We start from the raw sequence: 15,817 nt of genomic DNA, 5'->3' as shown, positions 1-15,817 counted from the left end.
CAGCGGCGTTGCCCGCTCGCCCGCCTACCACGCCCCCGTCAGGCTCGGCGGCAGCCCGCCCATGGCGATGCCGCCGCCCGTGGCGCCGCTGCCGTGCGCGCCGCTATCGCCCGAGCCCGAGCTCGCGTTTCCGCCGCCGTCCGGCTGCTCGAGCGGCGCGCCGCCTGGCTCGCCCGGCAGCGGCTTGTAGCCGCCCGGGACCGCCTCCAGCAGCACCGCCTGCGTGTCGTCGCCCAGACGCACCGCCCAGACCGGGTCGAGCGTGAGTGTCTTGTCGTTCGCTGGACGGGCGAGCAGCGCCGGGTAGATCGCAGCGACGTCCGCCTTGCGGGCGTAGCCCGTGAGCGCGCTCTCGAGCATGTCGCCGCCCGGCAGCCAGCGCACGCTGCGCTTGTCCGGCTTCTTCTTGAGCATCAGCATCGACCGCTCGTATTCCGAGACGTCGCCTTCCTGCAGGCGCAGCTTCATGCTGCCGAACAGGAATGGATCCATCGGAATGACCGGGAACGAGCCGTAATACTGCTGAAAGCGCAGCACCTGCCCGCCCCCTGGGCCGCCCGCGTGTACGAAGCGGTGCATCCCGTCCCAGCCGCCGTGCGAATTGACGAACTGCACGGCGGCGTAGACGTTCTGGCTCTCGTTGTCGCCCTGGCCCTGCACCGCGACCGGATCGGTATAGCTGAGCCAGCGTCCGTTCTGCTCGATCTGCAGCCCGCGCTTGCCGTCCGTGTAGATTTGCGAGCCGTTGCGGTCGCTGATCGTCCGCGTCACGCCGGGATCGAGGAACAAGTAGCTCTGCATCTGCTCGGGCGTATAGCTGTCGTAGCCGACCACGGAGGCGCTCGCCTCCACCGGCCCTTCCGGCAGGTACAGATCCTGGCCGACCCGCTTGTAATTCACCTGATATTCCCCGTACCCTACGTACATCTGCACGTCCTGCGCGGTCAAGTCGGCCTTCACCGACTCGTAGACGGTCATATTGTCGGCGCTGAAGAAGTACGTCCGCACTTCCTCGCCGTCGCTGCCGGCATAGATCCAGATCCGGTCGACGACGTCGTTCATGAACGGCGCATCGCCCTCGAGCTTGAGCACTTTGCTCAGCAGCTCCATTGGCACCCCGCGCCCGAAGCGCAGCTCGATCCCCTGGTCGCCGTCCCGGACCTCGTTCCAGTCGACGGCGGAGACGGCCGCGCGCTGGAAGCCCTTAAACTCGCGGCTCTTGATTTTCTCGAAGATCAAGTTATAGAAATTCGACGCCGGATACAGCACCGTGTGCCTCGCCTTGCCGAGGTGCAGCACCATGTCTTCGGGAAAGATCACGTTCTCCACTTGTTCCTCTTCGCCCATCGTCACCGGCGGTATGTACCCCTGCTGCGGCGACGCCGTGACACCGAGGCCCGGCATGCTGTACGCGAGCAGGTAGCTCTGGATGAGGCTGACGACGACGAGCACGGTCAGAATCGCGGTCTTCGCGCGGTCAATCATGCCGTCTCACCTCCGCTCATCAAGGGCAGCACGACCGTCACGGTCGTCCCTTCGTTCAGCTCGGAGTCGAGCGAGATGGAGCCGCCGTGCGCCTTGACGATTTCCCGGGCAATGGACAGTCCGAGACCGGTGCCGCCCATGCTCCGTGAGCGGGCCTTGTCGACGCGGTAGAACCGGTCGAAGATGCGCCCGAGATCCCGCTTCGGAATGCCGATGCCCGTGTCCTTCACGCTGATCGCGATCGCGGACGTCTCCTGCTTGCGGGCAGAGATCTCGATGCGCCCGCCGTCGAGCGTATACTTGATCGCGTTGGAGACGAGGTTGTCGAGCACCTGGTCGATCTGGTCGCGGTCGAGCCAGACCGTCTTGATCCCGTCATCGACCCGGACGCTCGCGCGGATCGCCTTCTTCCGCATCTGGAACGAGAACCGGTCCGCCACCTCCTCGAGCATCTCGGGCACGTTCGTCTGCTGCCTGCGCAGCGGCGCCTGGTTGGAGTCGAGCCGCGACAGGTGCAGCAGGTCGGTGACGAGCCGGATCATCCGCTCCGTCTCGTTGCGGATGACGCCGACGAAGCGCTGTCCGAGCTCCCGCTCCTCCAACGCGCCCTCATCGAGCGCCTCCGCATAGCTCTTGATCGTCGTGAGCGGCGTGCGCAGCTCGTGCGACACGTTCGCCACGAACTCCCGCCGCGACTGCTCGAGCCGCTCCTGCTCCGTGATGTCCTGCAGCACCGCGATCGTGCCGGAGATGCCGTGCTCCCGGCGGTGGATCGGCGTCAGCGTTACGCGCAGCAGCTCGTCCTCTTCTTCGCCTTCGGCCTGCATGTGGTAGATCACCTGCGGCTGAGCGTTCCCGTCCGGCAGCGTCCTCAGCTGCGATTCCTCGAGCCCGAACAGCTCGCTTAGGCGCACGCCCTCGCAGTTCTCCCTGCGCAGCATCTCCTGCGCCCGGCGGTTGCTGATGATCACGAAGCCGCGCTCGTCCGCCGCCACGACGCCGTCGCTCATGTTCGCGAGGATCGAAGCCAGTTTCTCCTTCTCCTCCTCGTTCGCCGAGAGCGCGTCCCGCAGCCGCATCGTCATGTTGTTGAACACTTCCGACAGCCGGCCGATCTCGTCGTCCCCGAGCACCGGCACCTGCTGGTCGAATCGCCCTTCGGCAACGCCGGCCGCCTGCCGCGTAAGCGCCTTGATCGGATTCGTGATCGTCGTCGCGAGCAGGATGCCGAGCACGCCCGTCAAGCCGAGCGCGAACAGCATGCCGGACATGAAGATCCGGTTGATCCGGTCGACCGTCCGGTACAGCTCCTTCATCGACGCGACCAGGTAGACCGCGCCGACGACTTTATCGCTATAGACGACGGGCTTCGCAATGACTTTCTTGCGCAGCCCGTCCTCGTCGATGATTTCCTCTTCGTTGTCGCGGATGCCCTGCAGCGCGCGGCTGACGGCAAGCGACGTGTTTTTCTTCCCGATGTACGACTGATGGGATTGCGACGACGTCGCCAGCACCTTCCCGCTCGCGTCCATCACCTGAATCTCCGCCTCGTTGATGCTGAACAGGTTGCTGACCAGCACGGCCAAGTACTCCTCGCGCGTCTGGTCGTCGGGGCTGCCCGGCTTCTCCGGCTGGTTGGACAGCGTCTGCGCCGCGATCTCGGAGAGCAGGTTCGCCTGCTCGTTCATATTGTTCGTGAACGTCGAGGTCAGCGACGTCTTCATCGTGCTGATGAAGTAGACGCCGATCAGCTGCATCGCGATCAGAATGAGCAGCACGTAGATGATGATCAGCTTGACCTGAATGGTGCGGAAGAACCGTATGCCCCCGTTCATCCGAAGCCGTACCCTCCGGATTTCGGATTGCGCATGAGATACCCCAGTCCGCGCCGCGTCAATATATATTCCGGACGGCTCGGATCATCCTCGATCTTCTCGCGCAGCCGGCGGATCGTCACGTCCACGGTGCGCACGTCGCCGAAGTATTCGAAGCCCCAGACCGCCTGCAGCAGATGCTCGCGCGTCATGACCTTGCCGCAGTTGCGGGCCAGGTAATACACGAGCTCGTACTCGCGATGGGTCAGATCGAGCGGCTCGTTGTCCTTGTACACGACGTACATGTCGGTATCGATGAACAGGTTGAAAATCGCCAGCCCCTGCTTGTCCGTCCGCGCGGGTCCTTCCGTTCCCTGCGCGCTGTTCGCCGCGGCGGGCGCCGCGGCCGGCTCGCTCTTCGTCCGGCGCAGATGCGCCTTCACCCGGGCCAGCAGCTCGCGCGTGCCGAACGGCTTCGTCACGTAGTCGTCCGCGCCGAGCTCGAGGCCGAGCACCTTGTCGAGCTCCGTGTCCTTGGCCGTCAGCATGATGATCGGCGTCTGCAGCCGGGTGCGCACCTCGCGGCAGACGTCCATGCCGTCCTTCACCGGCAGCATCAGATCAAGCAAAATCAGGTCCGGCAGCTCTTCGAACGCCAGCCGGACCGCCTCGCCCCCGTCGAAGGCGCAAATGACTTGATAGCCTTCCTTCTCCAGGTTGAATTTTATAATATCCGCAATCGGTTGTTCGTCGTCGACCACTAAGATTTTACCGTGCATCGCTACACCGCCATTCGATAAGCAATCTGCCTTTATTCTACCATAGCGGCATGTCCGTTCCCAATGAAAGTTCGCTCAGATCAGGGGAGATTTAGGCGAAAAACGGCGAATCCGCCTCCTATCGGCCAATAGCGCCCAGCCTGAAGCGCAAACCACCGCCTCGGCCGAAGGGCCGGGCGGTGGTTGGTGTCTCCGCATATCGGATTATAGATATTTCAGCGGGTTCTGCAGTTCGCCGTTCTTATGCACCTCGAAATGCAGATGCGTGCCGAAGGAATGGCCGGTGTTGCCCATGATGCCGATCTTCGAACCTTGGCTCACCGTCTCGCCCTTCTTCACGAGGATCTTGCTCAGGTGGCCGTACCACGTCTCGTAGCCGTTCTTATGGTCGATGATGATGCAGTTGCCGAGACCCGGACGCGTGCCGACGAAGGACACGACGCCATTGTCCGCTGCCATGATGTTGTGGTTGCCCACCATGTCGACGCCGCGGTGCATTGCGCCCCAGCGCATCCCGAAATAACTCGTGAGGCGGTGGCCGGTTACCGGCCAATTGAATTGTCCGGTGCCTTCGCCGACGTCCTTGGTGCCCTTCATGATGATGGCCGGCACGGAAGGCTCCAGCACGACTTCGCTGATCAGCTCTTCGCTCATCAGGTAGCCGTTCTGCTTCACCAGCCGGTATACGAGCTGCTTCTTGCCGCTCTGTCCCTGGCGGATGACCTTCTGCTCGCCCTTCTTCAACTTGCTGTTCTTCTGGTAGACCGTCTTCGGCTCGATCGTTTCCGTCTCCGTAACGTTCTCGACCGTCTGCACGGTCACTTCCGGCTGCAGGACGGTCAAGTCGAGCACGTCGCCGACCTTGATCATGTCGTCCTTGATCCACTTGTTCCGCTCGTAGATGACCTGTGGCGAGATGTCGAACTTCTGCGCGATGCATCCGACGCAATCGCCTTCCTGCACCGTATAGGACTTCGGCTTCACCGTGCCCTTGATCAGCTTCAGATACAGCTGCTCGGGATCAGTAATGTCGGACGGCTGCACGCTCTTCTCGCTGGTCGCGACCTTCTCCAGCAGTTGCACCGATTTCAGCGCGGTCTTCGACTTCACGCTGCCGTCGGCCGCATACGCCAGCGCCGTGACTTCCGTCCTGGCGGACTTCGTATTAGGTGCGTACTTGTCCTCGACCCGCTGCAGCAGCGCGTCCGCAGTCGCCTGGTCCTTCACGATGCCGACCTGCTTGCCGTCGATCGTCATCACCACGCCGGTGGCGTGCGACTGGAACATGCCGCCCAGCTTCTGCAGCGTGGCGGCCGTATCCGGCTCCGCCTTGTAAGCGCTTTTATGCCCATATGTGATCTCACCTGTCTCGAGCACCATATGTACACCCTTATTGCCGGCATCCAGCTTCGCTTGCGTCTCTTCGATAAAATCCGCGACCTGGTCCTTCGAGCCGACCTCGCCGATCAAGCTGCCGTCCCGGTACACTTCCACGAAATCCACGGTGTGGGCTTTCACATAATGCGCCCCGCTGAAGCCGGCGATCGTCAGCACGACGATCGCGCTTCCTGCGAGCAATAGCGGTTTCTTCCGCAGCATGCGCCGCGTCGAGCCGCTTTCTATATCCGTATCCGTCATCCGATTGTCCTGTTGAGGGCCTACGCGCCGAAAAGATGCCCGGAATGAGTTCCATGCCTTTCGGAATCGACCCTTGTCCGTAAAAATGGTCATGATCGTCTCCTTTTCGCGTTATGCTGCCAAGTTTAGAGCGGATCCGACAAGGTAATTTCTACATCGTCAGTCACGTTCCTTACTGTATCATAACGCTGCGCGGAGGTTCAACCGGACGTCCATTGACCACAGATTAATATTTGCTCAGAATCGATGACATCTCATCGTAGGCCGCGCGGTCCAAATACTGCGCCATCAGCTGCTTGACCTTCGTCATTTCCTCGGCCGTCAGCCCGTTCTCCATGTAGGTCGATATCTGCTGCCACGCCTCCTGCGGGAGCTTGTTCATGACGCTGAACAGCTTCTCCTTGTCGGCGTCGCTGATCTGCGATTTCGCGGCATTGATCTCGTCCGTCGACATCGCCACGCCGTCCTTCGCCGCGTCTTTCGACGCATCGCCCGAGCTCGCGCTGTCTTGGCCGGAATCCGCGCCGCTGTTGCCTTTCGGGCCTGTGCCGCCGCCGATGTCGCTCAGCTCGCCCTGCGGCAGGTCGCCGAACGCATCGACGGACCCGTCGTTGCTGCCGTCGCCTTCCTTCGAAGCGCCCGTCTTGTCCTCGCCGGACGCGCCGCTTGCATCCGCCGCTGCTCCGCTGCCGCTCTTCGGCGCATCCTCGCCCGTACTCGCATCGCCGCTGCCCGCTGCCGACTTGCCTTTATCCTTCGCGCTATCCGCCGCGTTCGATTTCGCGCCGTCCTTCAGCTCCGGATCGGCGCCCCACATCCCGCCCCACATCCCGCTGAGCGCGAACGGCTGCTGTTCGAGCGGAATATGGAACTGCTTCAGCAGCGTCTCCACGTAGCTGTTCACCACGTAGCCCGTCGTCCAGATCGACAGGAAGCTGATCAGCAGCGCCGACGCCGCCAGCTTCCCGACCGCCGCCGCGACCTTCCCCGTTATCTTCCACATGTCTATCACCCTTTGCTATGCCGCCTAGCAACCCGCGGCTATGATGGTGCTGCCTATCGCCTCTACTTCAAGTATGGGCACGGGGCGGCCGGGTCATTCAACTCTCGCAAAAAAGAAAGAGGACCGCGATCGCTCGCAGCCCTCTTCCTATCGGGGTGAGTTAGATATAAATCGGCATGACCGGATTCGTCTGCTCGCGGTTGCGGCCCACGGAGAAGATCGCAATCGGGATGCCCGTCAGCTCGGAGACGCGCTCGACATAGCGGCGCGTGTTAGCCGGCAGGTCGTCGAGCGTCTTCGCGTTCGAGATGTCCTCGCTCCAGCCCGGCAGCTCCTCGTAGACCGCTTCGCACTCGGAGATCAGCTTGAGGCTGGCCGGGTAGTGCTCGATGATCTCGCCGCGCAGCTTGTAGCCCGTGCAGATCTTGACCGTCTCGAGGCCCGACAGTACGTCGAGCGAGTTCAGGGACAGACCCGTGATGCCGCTGACGCGGCGCGCGTGCCGGACGACGACGGTGTCGAACCAGCCGACGCGGCGCGGACGGCCGGTGACGGTGCCGTACTCGTGGCCTTTCTCGCGGATCGTGTCGCCGATCGCGTCATTCAGCTCTGTCGGGAATGGGCCGTCGCCGACGCGCGTCGTGTACGCCTTGGCCACGCCGATGACCTGCTGAATCTTCGACGGGCCGACGCCGGAGCCGATGCAGACGCCGCCCGCCGTCGGGTTGGACGACGTGACGTACGGGTACGTGCCTTGGTCGATGTCGAGCATGACGCCCTGCGCGCCCTCGAACAGCACTTTCTGGTTGTCGTCGATCGCGTCGTTCAGCACGACGGACGTGTCCGTGACGTACGGGCGCAGCGTCTCCGCGTAGCCGAGGTACTGGCCGAGGATCTCGTCCGCGTCCAGCTTCTCGCCGCCGTACATCTGCTCGATCACTTGGTTCTTCTCCGCGACGAGGCGGCGGAGCTTCGATCCGAATTCTTCGGCGTCCATCAGATCCGCGACGCGGATGCCGTTGCGGGCCGCCTTGTCCATATAGCACGGGCCGATGCCCTTGCGGGTGGTGCCGATTTTATTGTCGCCTTTGCGCTCTTCCTCGAGGCCGTCCAGCACGAGGTGGTACGGCATGATCAGATGCGCGCGGTCGCTGATTTTCAAGTTATCGGTGGAGAAGCCATTGTCATGAATATAGTTAATTTCGTCGATGAGGGCGGACGGATTAATGACCATGCCGTTGCCGATGACGCACACCTTATTTTCGTTGAAAATGCCGGACGGGATCATGGTGAGCTTATATTTCTTGTTGCCGATCATGATGGTGTGGCCCGCGTTATTGCCCCCTTGGTACCGGGCTACGACATCGGCGCCGTCCGCCAGAAAATCGGTGATTTTTCCTTTGCCTTCGTCGCCCCACTGGGTCCCGACTACAACTACCGTTGACATGGATATACCCCCAATTACATTACAAGTTATTCGCACGCATACACAGGAATTCTCGGCTGCCTCTTGAAAGCAGCATGTTTAGTGTACCGTTTTAGTCCACTAAAGTCAACGAAAAAGCGAACAATCGCAAGGTCACCCCTACAATTGTTCGGAAATTGAAATATAAGTGCCGCAAGCACTGCCCCGCGTCCGCCGTCCCCGCCACCCGCGCGGTTTCCCGGTCAGGAAGCCGTCTCCTGATGGGTGCGATCAAGCCCGACGAACTTGTTGAAATTTTTCAGGAACGCCAGCTCGACGGTGCCGACCGGACCGTTCCGCTGCTTGGCGATGATGATCTCGATGATGTTCTTCTTCTCCGATTCCTTATCGTAGTAATCGTCCCGGTACAGGAACGCGACGATGTCGGCGTCCTGCTCGATGGAACCGGATTCCCGAAGGTCGGACATCATCGGCCGCTTGTCCTGCCGCTGCTCGACGCCCCGGCTGAGCTGCGACAGCGCGATGACCGGCACTTCGAGCTCCCGCGCGATCTGCTTCAGCGTCCGCGAGATCTCGGAGACTTCCTGCTGCCGGTTCTCGCCCGGCTTGCCGCGGCCCTGAATGAGCTGCAGGTAGTCGATCAAGATCATACCGAGGCCCCGCTCCTTCTTGAGCCGCCGGCACTTGGCGCGAATGTCCGCGACGGTGATGCCCGGCGTGTCGTCGATGTAGATCTGCGCTTCCGAGAGCGAGCCGATCGCCATCGTTAGTTTTTCCCAATCGTCGCCTTCTAGATACCCGGTCCGCATCCGGCCGGCGTCGACGTTCGATTCCGCGCAGATCATCCGCTGCACCAGCTGGCCCGCCGACATCTCGAGGCTGAAGATCGCGACCGTCTCCCGGGCGCGGACGCCGACGTTCTGCGCGATGTTCAGCGCGAACGCCGTCTTGCCGACGGAAGGACGCGCCGCCACGATAATCAAGTCGCTGCGCTGGAAGCCGGACGTCATCTTGTCGAGATCGCTGAAGCCCGACGGGATGCCCGTGGCGCCGCCCTTGTTGGAGTACAAGTGCTCGACCCGCTCGAACACCTCCATCAGCACGTCGCGGATGGAGATGAATCCGGTGCTGGAGCGCCGGTTGGACAGCTCCATGATGCGCGCTTCCGCATCGCTCAGCATCAGCCCGACGTCGTCCGCGGCCGCGTAGCCGTCCGAGACGATGTTCGTCGCCGTGCGGATGAGCCGGCGAAGCATGGACTTCTCTTCCACGATCTGCGCGTAGTAATCCACGTTCGCCGCCGTCGGCACCGCATTGCCCAGCTTCGCCAGGTAGCTGACGCCGCCAATCTCCTCCAGCTGCTGCCGGTCCTGCAGGTAGGACGTCAGGGTCACCAGGTCGATGGGCTGGTTGTTCTCGCCGAGATCGACCATCGCTTCGTAGATCAGCTGGTGCGACGGCAGGTAGAAGTCCTCGCTCCGCAGCCGCTCCATCGCCGTGATGAGCGCTTCGGTCTGCAGCAGGACGGCCCCCAGGACCGCCTGCTCCGCCTCCATGTTCTGGGGAGGCACGCGATCGAACATCGTCAGCCCGTCATCCATGGCGTCCCTGGCTCCTTCGTGATTATTCTTCCGCGGCATGCACGCTCAGCTTCGCTTTCACGTCGGGATGCAGCTTGACGAAGACCTGCGTCACGCCGAGCGTGCGGATCGGTTCGTCCAGCTCGATTTTCCGTTTGTCCACCTTCACGCCCTGCGCCTCCAGCGCTTCGGCGATCTGCTTGCTCGTGATGGCCCCGAACAGGCGGCCGCCCTCGCCGGCCTTCGTCTTCACGACGACCTTCATCTCTTCCAGCCGCTTGCCGAGCTCCTGCGCGTCGGCCTTCTCTTGCTCCTTCTTCCGCTTCTCGGCGGCGTTCTGCGCGTCCAGCGTCTTCAGGTTGCCGTCCGATGCCGGCTTCGCGAGATTTTTGGGCAACAGGAAATTGCGCACGTAGCCTTCCGACAAATCCTTGATTTCGCCCTTCTTCCCTTGCCCCTTTACGTCCTGCAGAAAAATAACCTTCATTCGAATAACCCCTCTTCCTGTTCGATTTCTTGCAGCACCTGCTTCAGGCGCTGCGCGACTTCCGCCACGGTACCCTCGAGCTGCGCGGCCGCGTTCGTCAGATGCCCCCCGCCGCCCATGCGCTCCATGACCACCTGCACGTTCATATGGCCGAGCGAGCGGGCGCTGATGCCGATCAACCCGTCCGGCCGTTCCCCGATGACGAAGGAGGCCAGCACGTCGGTCATGTTCAGCAGCGTATCTGCCGTCTGCGCGATGAGCAGCTGCGAATATTTCCGCCCCTGCTCCGTCGCCGCGATCGCGATATGCTCGTAGACGATCTCCGCTTGCCGGATCATCTCGGCCTTCTTGAGGTACTCCGCCAAGTCTTCCTTCAGCATGCGCTGGACGAGCGAGGAGTCCGCGCCGTTGCGGCGCAGGAACGACGCCGCCTCGAACGTCCGCGAGCCGGTGCGCAGCGAGAAGCTCTTCGTGTCGACCGTGATGCCCGCGAGCAGCGCCGTCGCTTCCTTCACGTCCAGCAGCACGCGGTCGTGGATGTACTGCAGCAGCTCCGTAATCAGCTCGCAGGTCGACGACGCGTAGGGCTCCATGTAGACGAGAATCGCGTTCGTGATGAATTCTTCGCCGCGCCGGTGGTGGTCGACCACGACGATCTTGTCCGTCAAGGTCAAGAGGCGCGGCTCCTTCACCATCGACGCCTTATGCGTATCGACGACGACGGCGAGCGTCTTGCCGTCCACGATGCCGAGCGCCTGATCCGGCGTGATGAACCGCTTGGCGATGCGCTCGTCTTCCCGCAGCATCTCCGCCATGCGCTGGATGGCGGGATTGACGCCTTCTAAGACAATGTACGCTTCCTTGTTGAACAGCAGCGCCGCCTTGAGCACTCCGATGGCCGCGCCGAGCGAATCCATGTCCGGCATCTTGTGCCCCATGATGACGACACGGTCGCAGTCGCGCATCAGGTCGCGCAGCGCATGCGCCACGACGCGGGCCCGCACGCGCGTCCGCTTCTCGACGGCATTGGACTTGCCGCCGTAGAACGACTGGCGCTGCCCGACCTTGACGGCCGCCTGGTCGCCGCCGCGGCCGAGCGCGTAATCGAGGCTCGTCTGCGCCCATTGGCCGAGCTCCACGATGCTCTCCGCGCCGGCCGCGAAGCCGATGCTGAGCGTCATCGGGATTTTGTTCTCCGCGACAATCTCGCGAACCTCGTCGAGCAGCACGAAGCGCGACAGCTCCAGCTGCTTTAGCGTGCGCTGGTCGGTAATGACGAGGTAGCGGTCCGACGTCAGCCGCTTCAGATAGATGCGGAACTTGTTGGCCCATTCCGTAATCTCCGCCGTCGCCCGGGACATGAGCGCGCTGCGCTGCTGATCGTCCATCCCTTGGGTGACTTCTTCGAGATTATCCATGAGCACGATGCCGATCGCGAGCTTCTCTTCCTCGTACCGCTTGGCCAGCTGCCACTGCTTCGTGATGTCGCGGACGTAGAGCAGCCGTTCGTCGAACCGGAACATCAGCTCGTAGATGGCGTTGCCGATCGACGCTTCGATCGTGCCTTCGCGTTCCTTGGCCTGCGATAACGTCGGGAACAGGTCGTTCAGCGATTCGCCGACGATGGAGTCCCGCTCCATCATGTTGGTGATGAAGGCGTTATGCCATTCGACCGTCTTATCCTCATTATAGAGGATGATCCCGAACGGCAGATCGCTGATGACCTCGCGGTTCGCCTTCTTTACGCGGTAGGACAGCGTGCCGAGGTACATTTTCAAATCCCGGCGGAACGCCCGCTCCGCCAGAACGGAGTAGACGCCGATGGCGCCGGACAGCACGAGGCCCAGCACCCCCAGCTTCCAATCGTATGTCGCAAGCGCGATCGACATGAACAACATCAGCACGAACGCCCATAAATGATGCAGGCCGTGCCATCGTTTTATCAGAAACTTCGGCATGTTCGTTTCCGCCCCTGTGTCACGATTTCTTGAACGCTTTTCGGATCGGAAACGCCGCGTCCAGCACCCCGATCAAGCTAAACGGCGGAAAAATCGCGACAATCACGGCAAGAAGCACCGGGATCGCCTTGTTCCATTTCCGTTCATGCGCAATATAGAAGAAGAAACCCATCGCCTGAATGGAGAACGCCAATTTCATCAGCGGCGCCAGGTTATGCAGCACGACCGCCATGAATGAGGTCGCGTCGCTTGGCACCGCCATGTCCGCGAGCAGTACGATCAAGTAGTACAGGACGAATATCCGCGGCAGCATCCATTTCCGGATCGGCTGCAGCTTCGGCACGGCCAATCCCCCAGCCCGCAGGACGGACCCCGCGATGGCGTGCGTCACAACCGCAAGCACGAACGAGGCGACGATGAGCGCCATCGGAATGGAATGGATCAAATTCTGGATGTACGATTCCGTCATGTCCGCGGTCCACGTGCCCGGCATGATGCCCTCGCGGTTCAGGCCGTCCACCGTGTCCGTGATCATCACGCGAATCTCATGGATGAGCGAGAACCCGAACCACAGATCGGCCAGCAGCAGTTCCAGCAGCGACAAGCCGAGCAGCGTCAGCGTGACGCTCGTCAGCACTTGACGGGCTTGAATCCCCTTGCGGTATAGATGGCCCATCACGACGGACGGAATCAGAAAGAACAACCCGACGATCAAGGCTGCAGGTCCGAGCACGATGGCGCCGATCGCGTACACGGCGGCCATATGCAAGGCGAACCACTGCCGCGGCAGCGTCGCGTACAGCACGACGGCCGGCACCATCATGACGGCGAATACGAGCGCATTCACGAGCGGTACGGCGATGGCGAGCAGCAGCAGCAAAGCCGCGGCGCTCCACAAAATCGATTTTGCCCCGGTTTTCAAACCGTTCACCTCTTGCTCCAGTTACTATGCGCAGCCTAAGCTTTACTCCCCATTATAGCATAAAACGAATCCCGAAAGCACAGGAGACCTCGACCAGCAGGCGGCTGCCGGCCGGCGGCGCGAGCGGAAGCGGCGGGTCGCGCCAGCACCCCCGAGGCGGATTGAACGCCGTACGCCGAAGCCGGCGAGGCGGTCTAACCTTTGCATCCGCTCCCTTCCCCCGTACGCAAAACGCCGCCCTCGCGTGGAGGGCGGCGTCCGGATGGCGCGGGTTACCCGGCGGCCATTTCTTTCTTGGAATTATTCGCATTCACGATAAGTGCTTCGCAATAATCGATAATATCGCTGCGGCGTACGATGCCAATGAACCGGTTCATGTCGTCGATGACCGGCACGAAGTTCTGCACCTTCGCCAGGGATAAGAGATCTTCCATGTTGGCGTCGATTTGGACCGCCTTGTTGCTCAGCCGCATCCGCACGTCCGACAGCTTGACTTTGTTCGTCTGCTCAAAGGTGAGCTGCGGGTTGTTCTTCATGTGCCAGAGCAGATCGCCCTCGGTCAGCGTCCCGGCGTAGCCGCCGTCGTTGTCGAGAATCGGCACGGCCGTGTACCGGTGATGCTCCATCTTCTCGAGCGTCTGCCGCAGCGTGGCATCCATCGTCAGCCAAACGACTTCTTGCTTCGGTAATAGAAAAAATGCGATATTCATGCGTGTACTGCCCACCTTCCTTCTTGTTCTTCCGCTAGCTTGCAGAAAGAGCTGGGGCAATTCGCCTGCCGTTATTTCTTCGCGGTCCCCTTCGCCGGTCGGGTCGAGAGCGGCTTCGCTTTCGCCGCGTTGGGATCGCCGTGCCGATATTCCTCCGGGAGCGGCAGCTGTGCCTTCGGCGTGGCCGGATCCAGCCATGCTTCGATCAGCGACTGCGTCTTCGCCAGGTCCGCGTCGTCAGCAAAATAGTACCATGCGCCTCCGGCGACCTTGCGATGCCCTTCTCCTTTCAGCGTATGGCTGAAAATCGCGCGATCGGGCTCCTGCAGCATGCTCTTCGCCAGATCGATCATTTGCTCCGGTGTCAGGTCCGTGCTGAAGTTGTTGCCCATAATGTCCACCAGCTGCGGGATTTTCGCCCACTGCCCGACTTTCGACGCCTTGTTCATGATCGCGTTCAAAAACACCTGATGGCGCTGCGCGCGGCTGGTGTCGCCCCCGGCGTCCTCCCGGTAGCGCACATAGTTGAGCGCCTCCGTGCCGTTGTACACGGGCTTGCCGGCCTTGACGACAAACTTCTCGTGATCGGGGTCGTCATTGACGAGATCCTTCGTGATGGGAAGCGAGATGCCGCCCATCGCGTCGATGACGTCGCGAAAGCCCTTGAAGTTTATTGTAGCATAATGATCGACCCGAGCGCCAAAGAACTTCTCCACCGTTTCCACCGACATCTTCGCCCCGCCGAACGCGTAAGCATGCGTGATTTTGTCCTGCCACCGCCTGCCGGATCTGGTCTTCTTGCCGACGATGTCGACGTACGTGTCGCGCGGAATCGAGAGCATGAGGATCGCTTCGTCCTTGGGCCGGACGACCGTATAGATCATCGTATCGGAGCGTCCGATTTCCTTATTTCGTTGGTCGATGCCGAGCAGCAGCAGCGAGAACGGCTCCGCCTTCTCGTACGTCGTTGGCACCGGCATGCGCCCCTCGAGAGGCTTGTAGGAGTTCTCCAGCTTATCCTTCACCTTGCCGGACAGGAAGGTATCGAACCCCCACAGCGCCAGCGCCGTTCGGTTGTAATAAGCCAGCGCACCCCCGATCACGAGGACGGCGAGCACGGCGGCCACCCATCTATAGCCGCGATTTCTTCTCGGTTTGTTCATGATGATACGCAAACTCCTGTCTGTGGCGAGTCTTGATGCCGCCACCCTCATCGTAAACGATCCGGCGTCCGCGAAGGTTACAGCGCGTTAACGGCGGGATGCTGGCAAAACTGGTACCGCTTGGGCGGACAAATTGGCGCGGACGGCGCATAGTTCTTCCTTCGGCCGAATAAATACCTACAAAAGGAAGGGGTGGCTGAAGGATGCAAGCGCCGCGTTTTGTGCCCGACCGGTCGTCGACCGGTATCGATTCGAGGGTTGTCGGGCTGCTTTGTTACCTGGGCGTCTTCGTGACGGGTCTGCTTTTTCTCGCGATCGAGAAACGGAGCATGTTCGTGAAATTCCACGCCATGCAGTCTGTCGTGCTGTTCGCGGGGTTGTTCGTCCTTAATATTGTGCTCGACTTCATTCCGTTTATCGGCTGGTTTCTCGGCTTATTGCTAACTCCGCTGTCATTTGTTTTATGGATTGCCTTAATGCTCCTCGCGCTGCAGGGCAGATGGTTCAAGCTGCCGATCATCGGCGATTTTGCCGAAGAGCAGGCTTACAAGCTCTAACCCGGAGCGCTCCTCCCGCTCTGATCGCCGTGTGTTATCCGCTGACAGCCTGTGACGGCTGAATAGCTTACCGGCTTGCTTCTTCCTCCGAGCATCGCCTTCGACGTCTTGGCGCGCATCCTCCCCCACTCGTACGGTCCCGGTCGACGATCGGCGATCGTTCGGCAAATCGAGTAGGAGGAGGCGGCTAGCCTCCGTCCTCTCACACCACCGTACATGCGGGTCCGCATACGGCGGTTCCAAAAGGTTAACAAAGCTCCAAATAACGTGAAAGCATACTCTTGAGCCCTTTCGC

At 61.4% G+C, this 15,817-nt stretch carries 13 protein-coding genes; 1 reads left to right on the top strand and 12 read right to left on the bottom strand.

Features of this window, described 5'->3' with window-relative positions; translation table 11 throughout:
- Nucleotides 1-24 precede the first annotated feature (24 nt).
- The 12 genes from ACFPB1_RS12535 to ACFPB1_RS12480 form a co-directional block, all read right to left on the bottom strand.
- Complete coding sequence (locus ACFPB1_RS12535; RefSeq protein WP_379225646.1) at nucleotides 25-1,485, bottom strand: YycH family regulatory protein; 1,461 nt, start codon at nucleotides 1,483-1,485, stop codon at nucleotides 25-27.
- Complete coding sequence (locus ACFPB1_RS12530; protein ID WP_379225898.1) at nucleotides 1,482-3,242, bottom strand: ATP-binding protein; 1,761 nt, start codon at nucleotides 3,240-3,242, stop codon at nucleotides 1,482-1,484. The genes ACFPB1_RS12535 and ACFPB1_RS12530 overlap by 4 nt, the downstream gene beginning before the upstream one ends.
- 74 nt (nucleotides 3,243-3,316) lie before the next feature.
- The gene (gene yycF / locus ACFPB1_RS12525; protein WP_379225644.1) at nucleotides 3,317-4,078 is read right to left on the bottom strand and encodes a response regulator YycF; all 762 of its coding nucleotides are present in this window, start codon (nucleotides 4,076-4,078) and stop codon (nucleotides 3,317-3,319) included.
- Nucleotides 4,079-4,282: 204 nt separating this feature from the next.
- On the bottom strand, nucleotides 4,283-5,716 hold the full coding sequence (locus ACFPB1_RS12520) for a peptidoglycan DD-metalloendopeptidase family protein (protein ID WP_379225642.1): 1,434 nt from the start codon (nucleotides 5,714-5,716) through the stop codon (nucleotides 4,283-4,285).
- A gap of 226 nt (nucleotides 5,717-5,942) precedes the next feature.
- Nucleotides 5,943-6,719 (bottom strand): hypothetical protein, encoded by a 777-nt coding sequence (locus ACFPB1_RS12515; protein WP_379225640.1) that lies wholly within the window; start codon nucleotides 6,717-6,719, stop codon nucleotides 5,943-5,945.
- 160 nt (nucleotides 6,720-6,879) lie between these two features.
- The gene (locus tag ACFPB1_RS12510) at nucleotides 6,880-8,166 is read right to left on the bottom strand and encodes an adenylosuccinate synthase (protein WP_379225638.1); all 1,287 of its coding nucleotides are present in this window, start codon (nucleotides 8,164-8,166) and stop codon (nucleotides 6,880-6,882) included.
- 221 nt (nucleotides 8,167-8,387) lie between these two features.
- Nucleotides 8,388-9,746 (bottom strand): replicative DNA helicase, encoded by a 1,359-nt coding sequence (gene dnaB, locus ACFPB1_RS12505; protein ID WP_379225636.1) that lies wholly within the window; start codon nucleotides 9,744-9,746, stop codon nucleotides 8,388-8,390.
- Nucleotides 9,747-9,768: 22 nt separating this feature from the next.
- Nucleotides 9,769-10,212, bottom strand: coding sequence for a 50S ribosomal protein L9 (gene rplI / locus ACFPB1_RS12500; protein WP_379225634.1), 444 nt, complete (start codon nucleotides 10,210-10,212; stop codon nucleotides 9,769-9,771).
- Nucleotides 10,209-12,170 (bottom strand): DHH family phosphoesterase, encoded by a 1,962-nt coding sequence (locus tag ACFPB1_RS12495; RefSeq protein WP_379225632.1) that lies wholly within the window; start codon nucleotides 12,168-12,170, stop codon nucleotides 10,209-10,211. The genes rplI and ACFPB1_RS12495 overlap by 4 nt, the downstream gene beginning before the upstream one ends.
- Nucleotides 12,171-12,189: 19 nt before the next feature.
- Nucleotides 12,190-13,101 (bottom strand): DUF2232 domain-containing protein, encoded by a 912-nt coding sequence (locus ACFPB1_RS12490; protein WP_379225630.1) that lies wholly within the window; start codon nucleotides 13,099-13,101, stop codon nucleotides 12,190-12,192.
- Between the two features lie 263 nt (nucleotides 13,102-13,364).
- Nucleotides 13,365-13,802: a CBS domain-containing protein gene (locus ACFPB1_RS12485; RefSeq protein WP_379225628.1), complete on the bottom strand. Its 438-nt coding sequence runs from the start codon at nucleotides 13,800-13,802 to the stop codon at nucleotides 13,365-13,367.
- Between the two features lie 71 nt (nucleotides 13,803-13,873).
- A complete protein-coding gene (locus ACFPB1_RS12480; RefSeq protein ID WP_379225626.1) occupies nucleotides 13,874-14,965 on the bottom strand; it encodes an LCP family protein in 1,092 nt (363 codons plus the stop codon).
- A gap of 203 nt (nucleotides 14,966-15,168) precedes the next feature.
- On the opposite strand from ACFPB1_RS12480, the gene ACFPB1_RS12475 reads away from it, so the two are divergent.
- The gene (locus ACFPB1_RS12475; protein WP_379225624.1) at nucleotides 15,169-15,522 is read left to right on the top strand and encodes a DUF4870 domain-containing protein; all 354 of its coding nucleotides are present in this window, start codon (nucleotides 15,169-15,171) and stop codon (nucleotides 15,520-15,522) included.
- The last annotated feature ends 295 nt before the right edge of the window (nucleotides 15,523-15,817 follow it).

The sequence above is a fragment of the Paenibacillus sp. GCM10023250 genome (assembly GCF_042653205.1).
Lineage (GTDB): Bacteria > Bacillota > Bacilli > Paenibacillales > Paenibacillaceae > Paenibacillus_Z.
Note: the sequence above shows the minus strand (reverse complement) of the source record. Positions and strands in the feature narration are given on the sequence as shown.